At 72.0% G+C, this 20,086-nt stretch carries 18 protein-coding genes and 1 pseudogene; 9 read left to right on the forward strand and 10 right to left on the reverse strand.

What is annotated here, in order from left to right; translation table 11 throughout:
- The first annotated feature begins 195 nt into the window (after window positions 1-195).
- Window positions 196-1,473, forward strand: coding sequence for an ABC transporter substrate-binding protein (locus DEJ46_RS16835; RefSeq protein ID WP_150267349.1), 1,278 nt, complete (start codon window positions 196-198; stop codon window positions 1,471-1,473).
- 15 nt (window positions 1,474-1,488) lie between these two features.
- On the opposite strand, the gene DEJ46_RS16840 is transcribed toward DEJ46_RS16835, so the two are convergent.
- Both DEJ46_RS16840 and DEJ46_RS16845 read right to left on the reverse strand, forming a co-directional pair.
- Window positions 1,489-2,955 (reverse strand): hypothetical protein, encoded by a 1,467-nt coding sequence (locus DEJ46_RS16840; protein ID WP_150267351.1) that lies wholly within the window; start codon window positions 2,953-2,955, stop codon window positions 1,489-1,491.
- Between the two features lie 114 nt (window positions 2,956-3,069).
- Window positions 3,070-4,452, reverse strand: a complete 1,383-nt coding sequence (locus DEJ46_RS16845) for a transcriptional regulator (RefSeq protein WP_150267353.1) — start codon at window positions 4,450-4,452, stop codon at window positions 3,070-3,072.
- A gap of 310 nt (window positions 4,453-4,762) precedes the next feature.
- Between DEJ46_RS16845 and DEJ46_RS16850 the strand changes: the two genes are divergently transcribed.
- The 3 genes from DEJ46_RS16850 (at window position 4,763) to DEJ46_RS16860 (ending at window position 8,033) form a co-directional block, all read left to right on the forward strand.
- On the forward strand, window positions 4,763-5,446 hold the full coding sequence (locus tag DEJ46_RS16850; protein WP_150267355.1) for a bifunctional DNA primase/polymerase: 684 nt from the start codon (window positions 4,763-4,765) through the stop codon (window positions 5,444-5,446).
- Between the two features lie 74 nt (window positions 5,447-5,520).
- Entirely contained in the window at window positions 5,521-6,378 is an 858-nt protein-coding gene (locus DEJ46_RS16855; protein WP_150267357.1) for an ABC transporter ATP-binding protein, read from the forward strand.
- Complete coding sequence (locus DEJ46_RS16860) at window positions 6,375-8,033, forward strand: transporter (protein ID WP_150267359.1); 1,659 nt, start codon at window positions 6,375-6,377, stop codon at window positions 8,031-8,033. Before DEJ46_RS16855 ends, DEJ46_RS16860 begins: the two co-directional genes overlap by 4 nt.
- A gap of 24 nt (window positions 8,034-8,057) precedes the next feature.
- On the opposite strand, the gene DEJ46_RS16865 is transcribed toward DEJ46_RS16860, so the two are convergent.
- Window positions 8,058-8,489 (reverse strand): hypothetical protein, encoded by a 432-nt coding sequence (locus tag DEJ46_RS16865; protein WP_150267361.1) that lies wholly within the window; start codon window positions 8,487-8,489, stop codon window positions 8,058-8,060.
- Between the two features lie 226 nt (window positions 8,490-8,715).
- Between DEJ46_RS16865 and DEJ46_RS16870 the strand changes: the two genes are divergently transcribed.
- Together DEJ46_RS16870 and DEJ46_RS16875 are read left to right on the forward strand one after the other, a co-directional pair.
- Window positions 8,716-9,774 (forward strand): serine hydrolase domain-containing protein, encoded by a 1,059-nt coding sequence (locus DEJ46_RS16870; protein ID WP_150267363.1) that lies wholly within the window; start codon window positions 8,716-8,718, stop codon window positions 9,772-9,774.
- Window positions 9,775-10,121: 347 nt separating this feature from the next.
- Window positions 10,122-10,874, forward strand: a pseudogene (locus DEJ46_RS16875) (collagenase); the annotation flags it as partial.
- Between the two features lie 37 nt (window positions 10,875-10,911).
- On the opposite strand, the gene DEJ46_RS39155 reads toward DEJ46_RS16875, so the two are convergent.
- A complete protein-coding gene (locus DEJ46_RS39155; RefSeq protein ID WP_223834703.1) occupies window positions 10,912-11,877 on the reverse strand; it encodes a hypothetical protein in 966 nt (321 codons plus the stop codon).
- Between the two features lie 169 nt (window positions 11,878-12,046).
- Complete coding sequence (locus tag DEJ46_RS16890; protein ID WP_150267369.1) at window positions 12,047-12,457, reverse strand: hypothetical protein; 411 nt, start codon at window positions 12,455-12,457, stop codon at window positions 12,047-12,049.
- An 81-nt stretch (window positions 12,458-12,538) separates the two neighbouring features.
- Here DEJ46_RS16890 and DEJ46_RS16895 point away from each other — a divergent pair, with 81 nt between their 5' ends.
- Both DEJ46_RS16895 and DEJ46_RS16900 read left to right on the forward strand, forming a co-directional pair.
- Window positions 12,539-13,354 (forward strand): helix-turn-helix domain-containing protein, encoded by an 816-nt coding sequence (locus DEJ46_RS16895; RefSeq protein ID WP_150267370.1) that lies wholly within the window; start codon window positions 12,539-12,541, stop codon window positions 13,352-13,354.
- Complete coding sequence (locus DEJ46_RS16900; protein ID WP_150267372.1) at window positions 13,351-13,587, forward strand: DUF397 domain-containing protein; 237 nt, start codon at window positions 13,351-13,353, stop codon at window positions 13,585-13,587. Before DEJ46_RS16895 ends, DEJ46_RS16900 begins: the two co-directional genes overlap by 4 nt.
- 16 nt (window positions 13,588-13,603) lie before the next feature.
- Here the strand turns inward: DEJ46_RS16900 and DEJ46_RS16905 are convergent, their stop codons facing one another.
- Complete coding sequence (locus DEJ46_RS16905; protein ID WP_150267374.1) at window positions 13,604-14,680, reverse strand: GH25 family lysozyme; 1,077 nt, start codon at window positions 14,678-14,680, stop codon at window positions 13,604-13,606.
- Between the two features lie 201 nt (window positions 14,681-14,881).
- Between DEJ46_RS16905 and DEJ46_RS16910 the strand changes: the two genes are divergently transcribed.
- Window positions 14,882-15,967 (forward strand): helix-turn-helix domain-containing protein, encoded by a 1,086-nt coding sequence (locus DEJ46_RS16910; protein ID WP_223834705.1) that lies wholly within the window; start codon window positions 14,882-14,884, stop codon window positions 15,965-15,967.
- A gap of 56 nt (window positions 15,968-16,023) precedes the next feature.
- On the opposite strand, the gene DEJ46_RS16915 is transcribed toward DEJ46_RS16910, so the two are convergent.
- The 4 genes from DEJ46_RS16915 to DEJ46_RS16930 all read right to left on the reverse strand — a co-directional run bounded on the left by DEJ46_RS16915 (window position 16,024) and on the right by DEJ46_RS16930 (window position 19,978).
- The gene (locus tag DEJ46_RS16915; RefSeq protein ID WP_150267377.1) at window positions 16,024-16,479 is read right to left on the reverse strand and encodes a peptidoglycan-binding protein; all 456 of its coding nucleotides are present in this window, start codon (window positions 16,477-16,479) and stop codon (window positions 16,024-16,026) included.
- Between the two features lie 247 nt (window positions 16,480-16,726).
- Window positions 16,727-17,959, reverse strand: coding sequence for a peptidase inhibitor family I36 protein (locus tag DEJ46_RS16920; protein ID WP_150267378.1), 1,233 nt, complete (start codon window positions 17,957-17,959; stop codon window positions 16,727-16,729).
- Window positions 17,960-18,105: 146 nt separating this feature from the next.
- The gene (locus DEJ46_RS16925) at window positions 18,106-18,951 is read right to left on the reverse strand and encodes a hypothetical protein (protein ID WP_150267380.1); all 846 of its coding nucleotides are present in this window, start codon (window positions 18,949-18,951) and stop codon (window positions 18,106-18,108) included.
- Window positions 18,952-18,994: 43 nt separating this feature from the next.
- Window positions 18,995-19,978, reverse strand: a complete 984-nt coding sequence (locus DEJ46_RS16930; RefSeq protein WP_150267382.1) for an alpha/beta fold hydrolase — start codon at window positions 19,976-19,978, stop codon at window positions 18,995-18,997.
- Window positions 19,979-20,086 lie beyond the last annotated feature (108 nt).

Consider the following 20,086-nt stretch of genomic DNA (forward strand, 5'->3'; position numbering starts at 1 on the left):
AGCGACGGCCGCGACGGGAAGAGTTAACCGAACCGGAGACTGGACTGGACACGTTTCGATCGTACGTTCCCTTGCCAGATAAGCGGACTCGCCCCCTCCTCATCGCCCGCACGCCCCCGTAATTCACCTTCACGTCACCCTTCGTTGAACCGTGCTCACTCCCGCGTTACCCGTGAGGCGGAAATGTGCATGCCCATGACCGGTAGGCGACTGACCTCACTCCTCGCGTACGTCACGACCGCGGCGGCCGGAGCGTCGCTGCTCACCGGGTGTGGCGTGCTCCCTGGGACCACGGGGGGCTCCAGGGAGCCCGTCACGGTGATGACCTGGGCGCCCGACCAGACCCGAGCGACCAACATGCCCGGAATGCCCGCAATGGCGCAGGCCTACGCCCGCTGGGTGAACTCCCAGGGCGGTATCGACGGCCACGAACTCCGCGTCCTCACCTGCAACGAACAGAACACCGGCGCCGGCGCCGCCGCCTGCGCCCGCCGCGCCGTCCGCGAGGACGTGGTCGCGGTCGTCGGCTCGTACAGCCAGAACGGCAGCGCGTTCCTCGGCCCGCTGGAAGCCGCCGGCATCCCGTACATCGGCGGCTACGGCATCTCGGAGGACGAGTTCACCAGCTCGCTCTCCTACCCCGTCAACGGCGGGCAGGCCTCCCTCATCGCCGGCCACGGCATCCAGCTCGCCGAGTCCTGCCGCAAGGTCTCCCTCGTCCGGCCCGACACCGTCGCCGGCGACCGGCTCCCCGACCTCCTCAACTCCGGCCTCCGCAAGGCCAGTCACCGCAGCGCGGTCGACATCCCGGCCGTCGAGGACGCCGGCGAGTACACCGAGCAGGCCGGCCGGGCCCGCGACAAGGCCGGCGACGAGAACGGCTGCGTCACCGCCGTGCTCGGCGAGCGCACCCAGACCTTCTTCGACTCCTTCCGCCGCCTCCCGTCGGAGGGGAAGAAGGACGGCTCCGGCAAGAAGATCGACCCCGTCCGCATCTCCTCGGTGCTCGGCAGCGTCGCCCAGCCCGTCATCGACCGCACCGGCGGCGCCCGCAGCCCCTTCGAGGGCGCGTTCGTCACCGGCTGGTACCCGGAGGCCTCCGACAAGAGCTGGGCGCCGATGCGCAAGGTCATCCAGGAGCACGCCTTCGCCGACAACCGCGTCGACCCGGCCGACGCCGGCGTCCAGACCACGTGGATCGCCTACACGGTCCTCAAGTCCGTCATCGAAGGCCTCGACAAGGACCGGATCAGCCCCGAGCAGATCACCCACGCCCTCGACCGGGGCGCACGCGTCGACACCGGCGGCCTCACCCCCAGCCTGCGCTGGAAGTACGAGGACCTGCTCGGCGCCCCCGGCCTCACCCGGGTCGTCAACCACCAGGTGACGTTCCAGGTCGTCCGTCAGGGGCGGCTCGTGGCGGAGAAGCCCGGCTTCGTCGATGTCGGCGAGACCGTCCTCAGCGCCCCGTAGCCACCCCTCTCACGGCTACAGCTGGGTGGGCGTCCGCTTCTCCAGTCCGTACTTCACGGCGGTCGGGTTCCACAGCCCGGCCGCCTGCTTCTTGGCGGCGGTGGCCTCGCCGCTCTTCTTCTCGGCCTCCGCCAGCCGGTTGGTCCTCTTGGCCTTGCCGTCCTTGCAGGCCTTCTTGGCCTTCATCTGGACGGCCCAGGCCGCGTAGTGGTCGTCGGCGGCGGCCGAGGCCTGCCAGGCCCTGGTCAGCGCGCCCGTCAGAGCGGGGTTGTTCGGGATCTTGTCGACCGAGAGCGTACGGAGCTTGGTCACCAGGCCCCGACGCTGGTCGGCGGCGCCCCGCAGGTCCCTCGCCGCCTTGTCCAGGTCCTTGCACTGGTTGATCAGCGCGACCGAGCTGATCACCGTGTCACGGCTGCTGTTGCTGGTCGCGAGGAGCTTGTCCAGCTCCTTGGCCTGCGGCTCCGCCGGGTCGACCGGCTTCTCCGTGGGCGGCGCGGCGGTGGTGGCGGAGGGCGGCGCGGCGGAGCTCGCCGCGACGTTCTGCCCGGGCGTCTTGGGGTCCTTCTCGTCCTCACCGCTGAGCAGCATCCCGGCACCGAGGCCGACGACCGCGCAGCCGACGACGACGGCGGCGATCAGCGCGACCGGCGACTTGCGGCGCGCCGGCTCGGGCTCGTCGTCGTAGTAGGCGTCCTGGTACGCGTACTGCTGAGGGGGCTGAGGCGGCTGGTAGCCGTGCTGCTGCGGCGGCCCCTGGTGCTGCTGGTACGCGGGCGGGGCGGCCTGTCCCCCCGGACCCTGCTGCCCGGGAGGTGCCCCCAGCGGCGGCTGGTAGGCCTGCGGCTGCTGCGGGGCCCGCGGCGCCTCCGTACGGAAGAGGTTGTCGAACTCGGCGGGCGGCTGCCGCTCACCGGGCTGCTGGGCCTGGGCCTGCGGCGGCACGGGCGCGATGTACTGGGTCGCGTCCGCGGCGCCGGCGGGCTGCCCGGGCCCCTGGTGCGGGAGCGGGCCCGTGCCCAGGAACTGGGTGTCGGAGCCCGCGCCCGGGTGCGGCGGCACGGCGGACATGTGCTGCGTCGCCTGCATGTCGGCGGCCGCCTGCGCAGCCGGCGGCGGGTAGCCGTACCCCGGCTGCGGCGCCTGCACCGGCGGCATCGCGCCGGGGACGGGCGCGATGTGCTGCGTCGCCTGCATGTCGGCGGCCGCCCGCGCGGCCGGCGGCGGGTAGCCGTACCCGGGCTGCGGCGGGAGCTGCTGCGGTATCGGCGGAGCCTGCGCCGGGAACTGCTGCTGCGGGACCGGCGCCAGATACTGCGTGGACTGCATGTCGGCGGCGCCCGGCGTCGCCTCAGGGGGCAGCGGCTGCGCGGGCGGCAGCGGCTGCCCGCCCGGCTGACCACCGGCGGGACCCCAGGCACCGTCGTGCGCGGGGGGCGCCGCCGGGTACTGCGGCTCCTGACCCTGTCCGTTCTGCGTCACCGGGACTCCTACTGATGGACCTACGGAATCGTCGGCTCACGCTACCGGGTACGCGCGGCGCTCCGCACACACGTGTGAGACCGGTTACACAACCTCCTTGTGCGAAGGCTCCGCCTACGCCGCCGACAGGTCCATCCGCGCGTGGAACTCCCGCACCACCGCCTCTCCCGCGTACGGCTCCAGGCTCTCCCTCAGGTCGTCCAGGTACTCGGCGCCCCGCGACGACCGCAGCGTGCCCAGGAGTTCGAGCGCCTGCGTCCCCGTCCGGCAGGCCTGCTCCACCTCCCGCTGCTGCACCTGCGCCGAGGCCAGCAGGGCCAGACCGATCGCCCGGCGCCGCGCCCGCGTCTCCGGGTGCCCCGCGACCGACTCCCGCGCCGCCCGCGCCGCCGCCTCCGCCTGCCCCAGGTCCCGGTAGCAGTGCGCCAGTTCGTCCGCGAGATAGGCGCGGTCGAAGTGCGCGATCCACACCGGGTCGTCGCCCGCCTCCGGATCGGCCCGCTCCAGCGCCCGCACGGCACGGCCCGCCGCCGTCTCGAAGGAGCTCTCGTCCCCCATCAGCGCGTGCCCGCGCGCCTCGGCCGCGAGGAACATCGCCTCCGCCCGCGGCGGCACCTTGCCCCGCGCCCCCTCCTGCGCCGCCCGTGCCAACTGGGCGATCTCCCGGGGGTTCCCGAGCTGCGCGGCGAGGTGGCTCATCGACGCGGCCAGGACATAGCCGCCGTAGCCCCGGTCCCCCGCCGCCTGCGCGAGCCGCAGCGCCTGGATGTAGTAGCGCTGCGCGAGCCCCGGTTCGCCCGTGTCCACCGCCATGTACCCGGCGAGCTCGGTCAGCCGCGCCGCCGCCGCGAACAGCTGCCGGCCCACGGCCTCCCGGTACGAGCCCGAAAGCATCCCCGACACCACGCTGTTGAGGTAGTGCACCACCACCGGCCGTACGTGACCGCTGCCGAACCGTCGGTCGAGGTCGACCAGCGCGCTCGTCATCTCCCGTACCGCCGCGACGTCCGCGACCCCGACGCGCGCGCCCGCGAGCCGCGCCACGTGCGTGTCCGGCCCGGTGATCAGCCAGTCCCTGCTCGGCTCGACGAGCGCGGAGGCCGCGACCGTGGAGCCCGTCAGGAAGTCCCGCCTGCCCACGTCACTGCGCCACAGCTCGCAGGCCTGCTCGATCGCCCCGAGGACGGTCGGCGCGAACTGGAGTCCCACGCCCGCGGCGAGGTTCCGGCCGTTCGCCATCCCGACCTCGTCGATCGTGACCGTCCGGCCCAGCTTGCGGCCCAGGGCCTCCGCGATGATGCCCGGCGCCCGGCCGCGCGGCTGCTGCCCGCGCAACCACCGCGCCACCGACGTCTTGTCGTACCGCAGGTCGAGGCCGCGCTCCGCGCCGACCATGTTGACCCTGCGGGCGAGGCCGGCGTGCGAGCAGGCCGCCTCCTGGATGAGCGCCTGGAGCCGTTCGTTCGGCTGACGCGCGACGAGTGGCCTGGCTGCCATGAGTTACCCCCTGAGGCCGAACGATGATCACAGGTGCAGTGATCACGAGAAGTGATCACTGCCCGGTGGATATCCGGTCAATGCCGATGTGAACACGCGAAACCGGACAGGCCGGCGTCGTACGTGCCGCACGGTCGGCACCGGACACGCCGGCCGCGACGCTGCCGCCGGCGCCCCCACTGGTGCGTACCCACCCCCGCTCCCCCGGCCCCCGCGCGCCCCCGTCGGTGCACCCGTGCGCCCCGTATGCAGGATCGATGCGTCACACCGCTCTCCCCCGCGCCCGTAACCCCAGGTGACGGGCGCAGTTGTGCTCACCGTGGAAGAGACCATCGGAGTCACGGAAGCCGCACAGATCCCCCAGCAGCGAGGCGAGCAACTGCTGGACAACGCCGTGCGGTACGCGGAAGAGCGGCACTGGGACGTGTTCCCCGGGACCTGGCTTGAGGCCGTCGAAGGCAGGGAGCGCTGCTCCTGCGGCGCGGAGTGCGCCGTCCCCGGCGCGCACGCCGTCAAGCCCGACTGGTCGACCCAGGCCACCGGGAGCGGCGTCGGGGCACGGCGCATGTGGTCGAAGACACCGAAGGCGTCGATCCTGCTGCCGACGGGCCGGACGTTCGACGCGATCGAGGTGTCGGAATCGGCCGGGGTCCTGGCACTCGCCCGCATGGAGCGCATGGACCTGACGCTCGGCCCCGTCACCTGCACGCCGGACCGCCGGATGTTCTTCTTCGTGCTGCCGGGCGCCGCCGCCAAGGTGCCCGACCTCGTCCGCAAGCTGGGCTGGATCCCGACCTCGATCGACCTCGTGACGCGCGGCGAGGGCCATTACGTGGCGGCCCCGCCCACCCGGATCGGCGGCGTCGGCGCGGTGCAGTGGGCGCGGCGGCCCACCCCGGCGAACCGCTGGCTCCCCGACGCGGAGGAGCTGATCAGCCCCCTCGCGTACGCGTGCGGCCGAGAAGCGGCGGAGGCCCGTTCCCGGGCGCAGTGATCCCTGGGCCGGGTCAGGCCTCACCCGTATGGTGGTGCCCTTGTACACGGGGACAACCGAAGGGTTGACGGACCATGCCTGACCAGGCATTTGACGGAGTATTCGAGAAGGCGGGCGCCACTGCGGGCACCGCACCGGGTTCCGGTGCGGTGCCCGCGGTGCGTGTCGAGGGGCTGTGGAAGCGTTTCGGCCAGCAGATCGCGGTGAACGGGATCGATCTCGTCCTGCCGGCGGGGAAGTTCATCGGGCTCGTCGGGCCCAACGGGGCCGGAAAGACCACCACCCTCTCCATGATCACCGGACTGCTCCGGCCCGATCAGGGGCGGATCCTGGTCGCCGGGCACGACGTCTGGGCGGACCCCGAGTCGGTCGCCCGGGTCAAGGCCCGGATCGGGATCCTGCCGGAGGGCCTGCGGCTCTTCGAGCGGCTCTCCGGCCGTGAACTCCTCGCCTACAGCGGCCGGCTGCGGGGGCTGCCGGGCGCCGAGGTCGACAAGCGGGCGGCGCAGCTCCTCGACGTCCTCGACCTGACCGGCTCGCAGAACAAGCTGGTCGTCGACTACTCGACCGGCATGCGCAAGAAGATCGGTCTCGCCGCCGCCCTCCTCCACAACCCCGAGGTGCTCTTCCTCGACGAGCCGTTCGAGGGCGTCGACCCGGTCTCCGCGCAGACCATCCGCGGGGTCCTGGAGCGGTACACCCAGTCCGGCGCGACCGTCGTCTTCTCCAGCCACGTCATGGAGCTGGTCGAGTCGCTCTGCGACTGGGTCGCCGTGATGGCGGCGGGCCGGATCCGCGCGCAGGGCACGCTCGCGGAGGTCCGAGGCGACCGGCCCTCGCTCCAGGCGGCGTTCCTGGAGCTGGTCGGGGCGAACGGGCGCGAGACGGCCGGGGAGTCCCTGGACTGGCTGGGCGGCGGGGCGCAGCGATGAGCACGAACGCCACGGCCCTTTCCGCCTCCGCCTCGCCCTCCCCTTCCCCCGCCCCCGTACCGTCCCTCACCTCGGTCTTCGTGCAGCTCAAGCTGTCGCTGCTGAAGAACGGGCTGCGGCAGTCGGGCGGGCGGACCGCCGCGTACATCGTCTCGATCGTCCTCGGTGTCCTCTTCGCCGCGTCCATGGTGCTGTCCTCCGTCCTGCTGCGGGGCAGCACGGACGCCGACACGATCGCGGTCCTCCTCACGGGGGTCGTGGCGCTCTCGTGGGCGGTCATGCCGCTGTTCGTGCCGACCGGGGACGAGACGCTCGACCCGTCGCGGCTCGTGATGCTGCCGCTGCGGCCCCGGCCGCTGGTGCGCGCCCTGCTCGTGGCGTCCCTGGTGGGCGTCGGGCCGTTCCTCACGCTGTGCCTGGCGTTCGGCGCGGCCGTGTCGGTCGCGCACGGCGCCGCCGGAACGGTCGTCGCCGTCCTCGCCGTCCCGCTCGTGACGGTCGTGTGCGTGGCGCTGTCCCGGGCGGTGGTCGCGGCCAACATCCGGCTCCTGACCTCCCGCAAGGGCCGGGACCTGGCGTTGCTCAGCGGTCTGGTGATCGCGGTCGGCATGCAGCTGGTCAACTTCGGCGCCCAGCGCCTCGGCCAGGCCGGCGGCCTCGGCCCGCTCGAACCGGCGGCCACCGTCGTCGGCTGGCTGCCGCCCGCCGCCGCGATCGGCGCCGTGGACGCGGCGAGCACCGGCGACTACGCCGTGGCGGCGGCCCGGCTGCTGCTCACGGCGGCGGCGCTCGTGGCGCTCGTGCACTGGTGGCAGCGGAGCCTGGTGAAGCTGATGGTCGAGCCGGACGGCTCCACGATCGGCGCGTCGTCCGACAAGGGCGTCCGCGAGAAGTCCGGCGGTACGGGGCTGCTCGGCCGGATCCTGCCGGGCGGGCGCACGGGCGCGACCATGGAACGGACCCTGCGGTACATCTGGCGCGATCCCAAGACGAAGGCCGCGTGGGTGACCTCGCTGGCCATGGGCGTGATCGTGCCGATCTTCAACGCCTTCCAGGGGACGGGCTCGATCTACTGGGCGTGCTTCGCCTCGGGCATGCTCGGCGTCCAGATGTACAACCAGTTCGGCCAGGACACCTCGGCCTTCTGGATGGTCGCGCAGACCGTCTCGACGACGGCCGACGCGTACGCCGAACTCCGGGCGCGGGCGCTGGCCCTGTTGTGGGTGACCCTGCCGTTCACCGCGCTGGTGACGGTGGCGACGGCCGCCGTCCTCGGCGACTGGTCGGCCCTCCCGGAGGCGCTCGGCCTGTCGTTCGGCCTGCTGGGCGCGCTGCTGGGTTCGGGCGCGGTGGCCTCGGCGGTCTTCCCGTACTCGATCCCGCAGGACAGCGGTTACAAGAACGTGGTGCCGGGGCAGGGCGGTCTGGCCTGGATGTCGATCCTCGGCGGCATGATCGGGTCCATCCTGCTGTGCGCCCCGCTCATCGGCGCGACGGTCTACCTCCACCTCTCCGACCGGCAGTCCCTGCTGTGGCTCGTCCTCCCGGCCGGCGTCCTCTACGGCGCGCTGCTCGTCCAGGCGGGGCTGAAGCTGGCGGCGCCGCGCACGGCGCGGCGGCTGCCGGAGATCCTGACGGCGGTCAGCAAGGGGTGACCCTCCCGCGCTACCGGTCACCCGTCAGGAGACGGGTGACCGGCGTCGCACCAGGGACGCGAGTGCGGTGACGCCGACGACGAGGGCGAGGGAGCGGAGGGGGAGGAGCGCCCCGGGTGCGTCATCGATGAGGTCGATGCCGTTCCCCAGGGCGACGACCCAGGCGACGGTGCCCACGAGCACCATCGGACCGACCCGCCGCTCCCCGGTGATCCGCATGCCCGCCCACAGGACGAACGGCATCGCCAGGAACGTGTTGATCAGCGCGTTCGTGAACGCCTGGTCCGCCGAGTAGCCGGGCGCGGCGCCCAGCGTCGCGGCGGCCTGGCTGCTGAAGGACAGCCGCAGGGTGTCGGACAGCACGAGATGCGCCGCCGCGACGGCGATCAGGGAGACGACGAGCGCCTTGAGGAGGCGGGGGGCGGTCGCGCTGCGCGGGGATGAGGGCGGGGCCATGGGGTCGACTATACGCAGTGTGTATACACAGGGTTTATAGGGGGTGGTCGGGGCTCCCCCCGTGTGCGGCCCCGAGGGGGAGTCGGGGTGCGGTCAGGGTCGGGTCCGGGTGATCACCGATGAGCAACTTGCGGTGTGGGAGCGATGGTTGATCCAGGCGAACAAGCCGAACCAGTCACAGTGCCACCCACTCCGCCTCGCCCCGCCTCGCCCCCAGGAGTCACCGATGACCGCCCTCCCCCACTCCCGCCCTCACGCCCTTCACCGTCTCGCCGTCACCGGCCTCGCGCTGGCCGCCGTCACCGCCGGGATCGGGGCCGCACCCGCAGCGACGGCCGCACCCGTCCCGCACCACTCCCCCGGCCCGGTCCGCGCGCTGCTCGCCACCCTGCCCGACGACGTGACGGACGCGGCCCTGGTGCGGGTGGCCGGCCGGGGCGTGCGCGGCTCGTACACCGGGACGGCCGGGCCGGTGGCGGCGGACGCGCGGTTCCCGGTGGGGAGCGTGACCAAGGTGTTCACCGACGCCGTGCTCCTCCAGCTCGTCGCCGAGCGCCGGATCGACATCGACGAGCCCGTACGCCGCCACCTGCCCGAGCTGATCCCGGCCGCCCACTCCGGAGTGACGGTCCGCCAGCTCCTCGACCACACCAGCGACTTCCCCCGGCCCGCGAAGGTCCCGCTCGAACCGCGCGGGGTGGTGACCGCCTCCTTCGAGGCCGACACCTCCGGCCGCGTTCCGGCGCCCGGCACCGTCCAGCAGTACAACGGGCTCAACAGCTTCGTCGCCGGTTTGCTCGTGGAGCGGCTCACCGGCCGCACCTTCGCCGACGAGCTCGACCGGCGCGTCCTGCGCCCGCTCGCCCTGCACGACACCGCACTCTCCGAGGAGCCGGCCATCGCCTGGTCCTGGGCGGAGGGCGGGCTGACGTCCACCGCGGCCGACCTCGACAGATTCCTCCGCGCCCTGCTGGGCGGGCGGCTGCTCCCTCCGGCCCAGCAGCGGCACCTCTTCGAGATACCCGGGGTCCCCGGCGCCCCCGAGAACACCAGCTGCCCCAAGGGCACGGCCTGCTTCAGCGCCGGCGGACTGATGGGCATCGACCTGAACGGCCACAGGGTCTGGGGCAAGACCGGCTCCAGCGGCGGCTGGACCAGCGGCGTGTTCGCGACGACCGACCCGCACCGCCGAGTCACCTACACCCTGCGCCCCGACCCCAAGGCCACCCCCGAGGCGCAGCGCGACCGGGTCGTGGAGGTGGTCGGGGCGGCACTCGCGAAGTAGCGGCCGCCGCCGGCTCGGAGCCCTCGGCCGCCGACCGAACGCCGTTGCGCGGCAGGTACGGCATGACGCCGGTACCGGCCCTCGCGCGATCCATTGCCAAGCAATGTGACGTGTGCCATTTTACTGCCAGCCCGTCACGGGTGGACATCTGTTCCAGTCTCTGGGAGTGAATCTTGCGCGCCCTCGTCACCGCTCTGCTGATCACGGCCATCGCGGCCACCCCCCTCCAGACCGCACAAGCCGCCCAAGCCGCCCCGCCCGGGCCCAAGCCGGACCATGCCGTCACTGACCCAGGGCAGCGTCCGGCCCACGGCAACACCAAGGGCGCTCCCGGCGGGGGCGGCGGGCTGGAGTCCCGCATCCTGCCGATCGTCCACACGTGTAGCCCGTCCCTGAGAATCCGGGCGCAGGAGATGACGGCCGCCCAACTGACGGCGACCTGCGAGAGCCTGGCCAACCAGGACGCCTTCTTCCACGGCGTGGTGAAGGACTCAGGGCCGGTAGCGAACGACTACAACACCACCCTGGAGGTCGACGTCTTCAACTCAAGCGCCGACTACAAGGCCTACGCGCGGAAGATCTACGGCATCGACACCAACAACGGCGGCATGTACCTGGAGGGAGACCCCGCCAAGCCGGGCAACCAGCCGCGGTTCATCTGCTACGAACGCACCGACGTGAGCCCGGGCTGGCAGATCTGGAACCTCAACCACGAGTACGCCCACTACCTCGACGGCCGCTTCGACCTGTACGGCGACTTCAACGCCGGCCAGACCACCCCGACCGTGTGGTGGGGCGAGGGCCTCGCGGAGTACATATCGTATTCCTACCGCGGCGTCACCTACACCAACGCGATAGCCGAGGCCGGCAAGCACACCTACTCCCTGCGCACGCTGTTCGACACCACCTACGCCAACAGCGACGCCGCCCGCACCTACAACTGGGGCTACCTCGCCGTCCGTTACATGATCGAGAGACACCCGGACGACGTCGCCACCGTGCTCGGCCACTACCGCACCGGCAACTGGGCCGCGGCGCGCGCCCACCTCACGTCGCTGGACTACGAGAGCGATTGGAACGCCTGGCTGACGTCCGTGGCGACGAGCTCCTGACCCGTACGCCCGGACCACGACTCCCCTAGGTGACGGCGCCCTCGGCGTACCGGTCGAAGCGTTCCCGCCAGGGGACCGGCTTGTCGTCCGGGCGGCTCCGGGGCAGGCCGTGGCGTTGCTCGTGCTCTTCCCAGGCCGCTTCCCTGCGACAGGGGCCGCAGCGCGTCTCGTCGACCGCCGGCCGGAAGACGTGCGGGTTTCCCGGGCCCTCGCAGGCGATCAGCGGCGCCGGGCGGGCGGGCGGCTCGGCAGGAGCCTCCGGGACGTCCGGGACGAGCGGAGCCGGCATCTTCTCCGTCAGGCGGTGCCGCAGGAAGCCCACCGCCGACCGCACGCCGGTGCCCGGCAGGTACGCCGTCAGTGCGCGGCGCAGGTCGGCGGCCGGGATCCCGCGCCGGAGCCATTCCGCCGCCTGCTCGGCCAGCCCCCGTGCCTCCCGGACCCCGAGCAGCAGGTCCTTGTGGCTGTGACGGAGGGACAGCAACAGGCGTTCGGCCGTGAGGAATTCCGGGTCGCCGTCCGGCGGGGCGGGGTCCGCCTCGATGTCCGCCTCGGGGGCGGGGTCCGGCTGCGGGTCCGGGTCCGGGTCCGGTTCGCGTTCCGCCCGCGCTTTGGGGGGTGGGTGGGGATCGTTCTTCCCAGAGTCTTTGTCTACCGGTTTATAGGTTCGGGCATTCCGGTCCCGTGACGAACCGGCTTTCGGCTCCCGCTCACTCGGTGACTCGGGCGGCTCGCCGCCGCCCCGGAGGGCGATCGCCTCCTCGCTCGTGAGGGTGACGTTCGACGCGAGCTGGTCGGTGACCCAACGCCCCCGCTCGTTCTGCCACCTCCACTCGTGGAGGTACCCGTTCGCGATCAGGTGCTTCCTCGCGTTCCGGTACTCCCTGGGCGTCAGCTCCAGCGCCTCCGCGTACTTGCCGAGGGCCTCGTAGCGCTCCTTCTCGGGGAGGCTCTGCACGATGAGGATCAGGACCTTCGCGTCGCTGTTCATCCGACGCGAGTAGAGGATCTCGTTCGAAGCCTTCGTGTAGCTGCGCGTAGGCGCGATAACATGCCGAAGCATTTCTGGTGGACCTCTGGATTCCACTGGGCGTGAAGGTCCTCGGACGGTGTTGGCGCACCCCCGGGGACCGCTCCCTTTACGGAGCGTGATAACAGGGTTACCGTAGCGCACAATTGACGGTCCAATGCAACAACTCCGCCTCTACGAACGGATCTTCGAGCGTCGGCCGCGACCGCCAGTCCAACGGCCAGGTCAGCCCCTGCAACGCCGGGATCCCGACGTACGCCTCACTCCTGCCGCCGCCACTCAGCGCCCTCGTCGGCGCCGGCCACGCGAAGTCGCCTGCGGCGCGCGGCGGAAGCAGAAAGTACAGGTTCTTCTCACCCGTGGCCTCGCGGACGATCGGGCCCGCCTGGAAGTCCGTGAACGACATGATCCTGTACGCCACGTCCTCGCCGAGGAACCCCCCGATCCGTACGGCGTCGAAGTGCACGCCCGCGTGACGGAGGGCGTGACCGGTCTCGGGTACCCAAGCGGGTGTGATGTCAAGCGACTTGCGCAGATTCATGCGGCCAGCTTGGAGGCCGTGGTCTGCTGAGACCAGCGACACAGTCCGGTTGTGCAGGACTGTGCACTCGGGAGGTCGGGTGTGAACAACGAGAAGAAGGGGAGCCCGGGGGCCGCGAAGGCCTTCGGTGCGCTCCTGCGTTTCTACCGCGAGCGGGCAGGCATCTCACAGGAGGCACTGGGCCGGGCAACCGGATACTCCAAGTCCCAGGTGGCCATGATCGAGCGCGGGGAGCGGCGGGCGAAGGGAAACTTCGTCGACATCGCGGAGGAGTTGCTGGGTGCACAAGGTGCACTTCTGACGGTGGCCGGGGAGGTCACGGCGAGTGGCATCGCCGCATGGTTCGAGGACTATCTGGAGGAGGCGAAGGCGGCGGGGATCCACATGTACGAGAACCATCTGATCCCCGGGCTTCTCCAGACCCCGGAGTACGCGCGGGCCGTCTTCCACTGCGCCGTGCCGGCCCTGGAGGACGAGGAGATAGAGGCGGGCGTCGCGGCCCGGATCAAGCGGCAGGAACTGTTCTCCCGCAGGCCCGCGCCGCTGGTGACCTTCGTCCTGGAGAAGGCCGCGCTGACCAAGCCGCTCGGCGGGCCGGAAGTGCTCCGGAAGAACCTGCTGTACGTGCGTGAGTGCGCCGACCTGCGGAACGTCACCATCCAGGTGATGCCGGAGGACCGGCGGACCCACGCCGGGCTCAGCGGGCCGTTCATCCTTCTTGAGACCGAGCGGCGCCGAGGTCAACTCGTCTATGTCGAGGGTCAGGGCGGCAGGTACTTTCTCAGCGAGCAGCCGGACGTGGGGGACTGCTTCGCCCGCTACAGCACTCTGCGGGCGCAGGCCTTCAGTCCGGAGGAATCGGCACGACTCATCGAACAGGTGGCACGAGAGCTATGAGCACCGACCTCAACTGGTTCAAGAGCAGCTACAGCAGCGACCAGGGCGGCAACTGCGTCGAAGTTGCCCTCTCCTGGTCCAAGTCCTCCTACAGCGGCGACCAGGGCGGCAACTGCGTCGAGGTCGCCTCCTGTGCGGACTCCGTCCACGTCCGGGACTCCAAGGACCTCGGCGTCCCCTCCTTCTCCGTCTCCCCCGGCGCCTGGGCCGCTTTCGTGGCCCGGGTCGGCTGACCCGGGCCACGGGACCTCAGCGGTTCGCGAGCCGGTCCAGGTCGGCCCGCGTGCCGTTGAAGACGTCCGCGTTCACCGGGGCCTTGATGGCGTCGAAGAGCGCGGACTCCGTGTACTGCCACATCAGCCAGCTCGCCGAGCCCGCCGGCAGCGGCGGCCGGGTGATCGACCGGCGGTAGTCCGCGAGCTGGAGGCCGTACCCGGCGAAGGCCGTCGTCGAGCCCATGCAGTCGTCCAGGAACGACTTCTGGGTGTAGATGACCGGTTTCCGGCCGAACGCGGTCTCCACCTTGTCCAGCCATGCCGTCACGTCGGCCACCGAGCCGTGGACCGGGCAGCGGCCGGTGCCGTCGTCCATGCGCTCCAGGTCCAGGACGGGCGGCAGGTCACCGGGGCGGTGGCCGGTGTAGCCGGTGGCGCGTACGGCGGCGATGAAACGGTCCGCCTGCGCGGGTCCCGTCGGCGCCGTCGCCGCCGTGTAGAAGTGGTACGGGGCGACCGCGAGGCCCGCCCGCCGGGCCGCTTCCAGGTCGGTGGCGAGGTAGGGGTCCGTGACGTCGAGGCCCCGCGTGGCCTTGACCGTCGCGAACTCGACGCCTTCCGCGCGCAGGCCGTTCCAGTCGATCGCCGCGCCTCCGGGGTGCTGGTACACGGAGGTGTCCACGCCGTCGACGGCGTAGCCCGCCGGGCGGGGCGGTTCACAGTAGGCGCCTCGGGCGGCCCAGTCGTCCAGTGCGGCCCAGGTGTTCGGGCCGACGATCCCGTCCTTGCCCAGACCGGCGCACGACTGGAACTGGGCGACCCGGCTCTCCGTCCCTCCGCCGAAGTCGCCGTCGACCACGAGGGGCGGGTAATGGCCTGGCTCCATCGTCAGGTTCAGCAGGCACTGGGCCTTCTGGACCTCGGCGCCGCTCGCGCCGCGTCGCAGGGTCGGGCGCGCGTCGGAGTGGCCGCACACGGCGGCTACCGGTCCTTCCCGGGCGGCGCGTCCGGCCGCATCGGCCGTCGCCGTCGACGCCGTCGTCGACGCGAGCAGCAGCGCGAGCGACGCCCCGGCGAGAGCCAGTAGCCCTCGGAGATTCCTTCGTCCCATCCTTGCCTCCCGTGACTTGTGTGATGTGAGTGCCGAGCGTTTCCCGACGACATGCGGTCCGGCCTCAACTACGGGACTCCCCAGTCCAGTTCTGGCACATTGGGACGTCGGGGCGGCGGGGCGGCCCCGGACCGAGGACTACGCCGAACCCTGGGGCGTCACTGGGCCGACGGCCGGGGGTGCTCTCGTCAGGAGTTCACGTTGAAACGATTCACAGCGGCCGAACGGTTCGCGTCCCGGCTGCGCGAGTTACGCCAGAGAGCCGACTACAGCTACGAGACCCTCGCCCAGAAGACCGGCACGAGCCGTTCCAGCGTGCACCGCTACTGCACCGGCTCCTCCGTCCCACAGGACTACGGCCCCGCCCACCGCATCGCCGTCGCCTGCGGAGCCACCCCTGCCGAGCTGCGCGAGCTGCACCGGCTCTGGGCCCTGGCCGACGTCGAACGGGCCGAGGCGGCCGGGCCGACAGCACCCGCCGAGTCTGCTGAGCCCGCTGAACATGCCGAACCTGCCGAATCCGCTGGGCCTGCTGAACCTGTGGAGTCCTTTGCGTCCGCTGAGCCCGCGCCCCCGGCCGGCGGACCCGCGTCCGAGCGGCGGTCCTGGCGGCGGCTCGGTGTCGCCCTCGCCGTCACCGGTCTCGTCCTCGCCCTCGCCGCCTGGGGCGTCTCCGTCCTCGCCTCCCCCGCCGACGACACCGCGCCCGACGGACGGCTGCTGTTCTCGGACGCCTGCGGGCCCGTGATCAGCATGGGGCAGAACGACGGGTGCGTACGGGACGTGCAGGAGCGGCTCCGCGGCCGCGGCGCCCGCATCGGCGTCGACGGCTCCTTCGGACCGGAGACCCTGCGCCGGGTGACGGCGTTCCAGGTCCTCGCGGGCCTCGTTCCGAACGGTGTCGTCGGGGACCCGACGAAGAAGGCGCTCCACGAGTCGCAGGTCCGCATGGAGACCTGGTCGCCCGAGAAGGTGCGCCAACGGGTCCGCGAGGTGTTCACGGAGGTCCCGGACGACGCGGTGGCCATCGCCGACTGCCAGTCCTTCCTCGACCCCCTGCACATCCTGCCGAACACCAACGGCAGCAGGAACTGGGGGCTGTTCCAGATCTCCGACGCCCGTCTGGGCGAGCTGGGCGGTACGCCCGCCCAGGCGCTGGACCCCGAATGGAACATCCAGGCCGCCCGGAAGCTGTGGAGCCGCGAGCGCGACTTCGGCGACTGGCCCCACTGCGAGCGGGCCCTGAGGAAGACCCCGGCCGCACCGTCGGCGTCCGCGTCCCGCTGAGGACGGGCGCGCCCGCCTCACCTCCCCCGTAAAGAGGTGAGGCGGGCGCGTACGGATCAGGCGTGGGCGTCGGCGAACCGCGCGAACGCGGCCCGTGTCGCCGGCCCGGCGACGCCGTCGATCGCACCCGTGTAGCCGCTGGTCGCCTTCAGCTGCCGCTGGAGCGCCTTGATCGTGTTGGGGCCGGGGTCTCCGTCGATCTCACCCGTGTAGCCCCAGTACTGCTTCAGGCAGCGCTGGTAGGCCTTCCAGCTGTTGGTGCCGAGGAGGCCGTCGATGCTGCCGTTGTAGTCCCAGTACTGGGCCAGCCAGCGCTGCACGTTCTTGGCCTGTGTGGTGCTCAGGCCGAGGTTGTTCGTCGCCAGCGTGCCGAAGGCCTCGGCGCCCACCGCCTGCCGGGCCGCCGGCGGAGATGCCGCGAAGCCGGTGCCCGCGGTCGCGAGGGTTCCCGCCGCCAGGCCGACGACGGCGGTGGCACTGACGAAAGCCCTCGTCAGAACGCTCGGTCGCATGTGCTTTCCCTTCATTCGGTGACATTGCCGGTGTCGAACGGGGACGACGCTGGCAGGACGTCCCGAACCGCCGCAACGAACACCGCCCACCTGGGACGACGGGACGGTCCCGGCCGCGTGAGCTGGGCGGATGCCCCGCCCGCCGGGACGGGGATGGGATGCGGGCGGGCGCCGGGGAAGGCGGGAACGATGAAGGCCCCCGCCGTGGGGCGGGGGCCTTCACCGTCGTCCGTGCCGGTTCGGCGGATCAGAACGCGCCGTTCAGACCCCACCAGTTGCCGTCCTCCGGGATGCCCGCGTTGAAGGCGCCCGTGCCCTTGCCCGTGTAGAGGACCAGGCAGCCCGCACCCGAGCATTCGGGGGAGACGTAGCTGCCGTTGGTGATCGTCGCCAGGTCGTGGCGGCCGTCGCCGTCGTAGTCGCCGACCGCGAGGAACGAGGCCATGACGTTCCAGCCGCCGCTGCCGATCAGCACGCGCGAGCCGAGGGTGCCGGTGGCGGTGCCCGGGTAGAACCAGAGCTTGCCCGTGGAGCCCTCGCGGGCGACCAGATCGGCCCGGTTGTCGCCGTTCAGGTCACCGGTGGCGACCAGGGCGTTCATGGCGTTCCAGCCGCCGGCGCCGAGCAGCTTGCGCGCACCGAGGGCGCCCGTCGAGGTGCCCGGGTACAGCCACAGCTTGCCGGTGGTCTTCTCCACGGCGAGCAGGTCCGAGCGGCCGTCGGCGGTCAGGTCACCGAAGGCGGTGAGCTTGTCCATGGCGTTCCAGCCGCCGCTGCCGATGAGCTTGCGCGCGCCGACGCCGCCGGTGGCGCTGCCGCTGTTCGGGTAGAGCCACAGCTTGCCGGTGGAGCCCTCGCGGGCGATGACGTCCTCGCGGTCGTCGCCGGAGAAGTCGCCGTGCCGCGTCATGGCGTTCATGGCGTTCCAGCCGCCGGCGCCCACGAGCTTGCCCGTGCCGTCGCCGGGCAGGAACCAGAGACGGCCGATCTTGTCGCGGACCATGACGTCCGCCTGGAGGTCGGCGGTCATGTCACCGAAGCCCGAGAGCTTCCAGGTGGTCGCGGAGTGCCACTCGGGGTAGGCGGGCAGGACGCACTCACGCTCGGTGGGGACGAACTTCAGCGAGCTGACCGAGTTGCTGCCGGGGCCGCTCCACTCGCTGCCCGACGGGCTGGAGGGGATCACGCCGGCGCCCGCGTCGTCACCGTAGTTCGGGTCGTCGTACAGGCACGCGAACTTGTTCGTGCGGTTGACGACCGAGCGGAACGTGTTGTCCCAGGTCCCGAGCGTCGCCGTGTTCGCGGTCGTCTTGTACATCGTGCCGGTGCCGTTGTCGGTCTTCCAGGCACAGAAGTAGCCCGACGGGCAGTCGCTGATCGCGGCCTGCGCCGGGGCGGCGCCCGCGCCCAGGAGGCCGGCCGAGGCGAGGCCCAGTGCCGTGGCCACCGTGGCCAGGCGCTTCAGCAGTGAAATGCGCAATTCTTCCCCTTGTGAGGTGGCGCGGAGAAGCCCTCGACGCGCCGGGAGTGGGACCGTATCGCGCCCGGGTACGCACCTCTCCGCAGGGGGCCCCACTATCCGGAATGCCCCATTCCGTGCCCTCTCACGGAACCTCGGCGGTCGCCCTACCGGATGGAGTAGTCGTCGTATCCGCCCAGGAAGGCCACGACCGCCAGGACGATGCTCGCGGCGGAGAAGGCGAGGCCGACGAGGAGGACGCCCAGACAGAAGACGGTGTCCCACGTCTTGCGGAGCCACGAGTACGCGACGGTCACGGTGCCGGGCTTCTTCGGGTGGTAGGCGACCTGGATGGTCGCCGCACCGCCCTTGGCGTACACACGACGGTTCGCGCCGTGCAGGTCGGTGTACACGTAGTTCCCCGAGCGGCCGAACAGGCCGCTCATGTCCTCGTACCGCATCGCCTCGACCGTGACGCCGTACCGCGGCAGGTACCACTGGTCGTACACCACCTTCATCGACAGGGCGCCGAACGCGGCGATCCCCACACTCACGGGGGTGGTCAGCAGGAACAGGAACGCGATCACCACCGGCGCCAGGATCCCGAGGGCCACGGTCACCCCGGCGACCAGAAGGGCGGCGACCCACAGCGCGATCTTGAACCTGCGCTTCCGCGCGTCCTCGTCGGACTCCGTCAGGGCGCGGACGGTGACGAGGGCCGCGCCGTCGGCGGACTCCCCGGCGCGCTCGGGCAGGCGCGCGTTGACCGCGTCGGCGAACACCGTGGCCGCCGCCTCACTCACGCCCTCGACCCGGTGGACGGCCGGCGACGTCCCGGCCGGGGCGGTGAGCTCCACGGCGACGGCGCGGCCCTCGGCGCGGATCCGCCGGACGGCCTGGAGCGGAATCCGCGTCTCCGCGTCCGCGCGGCTCAACACGAGGGCTTCGCCTTCGGATTGGAGGACGGCGCCGCCGGAGCCACGCAGGACGGGTATGGGCGAGGCGAGGGACATGGGCGTGATCGTAGAGGGGAGTCATCCAGGCTTCCAGGGGCTTCTACGGTGTCAGGACCCCGTTCAGGAAGGGCTCGACGGTCTCGCTCCAGGCCTCCGGGTGCTCGTAGTGGAGGAGATGGCCCGCGTCGGGGATCTCCGCGTACGCCCCGTGGGGCAGGACCCTGACCATCTCCTGGGCCTCCGCGCGGCCCAGCTCCCCGTCGAGGCCGCGGACGACGAGCGTCGGGCAGCGGACCTGGGCGAGCGACTCCCAGTGGGCGTCGTGGACCCATGTCTCGCGGGAGGTCAGCATCTGCGCCGGGTCGAAGACCGGGCGCCAGCCGTCCGGGTGCTCGGCCATCACCTCGGCGAAGAAGGCGCCCCGGGCGGGGTTCGGGCGCTCGACCCACGGGTCGTCCTCGCCGAACCAGCGGCGGACGGCGTCCAGCGACGGGAAGGGCGCGGGCCAGCCCCGGAACCAGTCCTGCCACGCGCGCTGCGAGGCGGCGCCGAGGGCGGAGGCCCGCATGTCGCAGATGACGAGGGCGCGGACCAGGTCGGGGCGCTCGGCGGCGAGTTGCCAGGCGGTGAGGGCGCCCATGGAGTGGCCGACGAGGGTGACGGGGCCGAGGCCCAGCTGCTCGACGGCGGCGGCCGCGTCCGCCACGTACGCCTCGCGGGTGAAGGGGCCGGCGGCGGGCTTCTGGCTGTGGCCGTGGCCGCGCTGGTCGAGGGCGATGACGCGGTGACGGCCGGTCAGACGGCGGACGGCGGGGGCCCAGTGGGCGGCGTGCCCCATGAGGCCGTGGAGGAGTAAGACGCCCTGGGTGGAGGGGGTGGCGGAGGTCGCCGGAGTGACCGGAGTCGGCCTGGTGGCGGCGGGGACGGGGGCGCCGCCCGCGTGCCGCGCGGCAGATGCCGGTGCCGGCCGCGGGGCGGGGGGCCGCGGGGCCTTCGGGTCCTCGCCTTCGCCGGTCAGCGTCGTGTAGTCCCAGGCGGCCAGGCGTACGCCGCCGGCCCCGGTGACGTCGAGTCGTCGCGCCATGTCCCTGGCACCCCCTCTTTCCCGTCGAACCGCATCAGACTATCGAACTCGCATTCGAAAATGCGCTTCTGCCACCCAACACCCCTCGTTCGAGTGACAGGGCTCAAG

The organism is Streptomyces venezuelae, assembly GCF_008642375.1.
Lineage (GTDB): Bacteria > Actinomycetota > Actinomycetes > Streptomycetales > Streptomycetaceae > Streptomyces > Streptomyces venezuelae_G.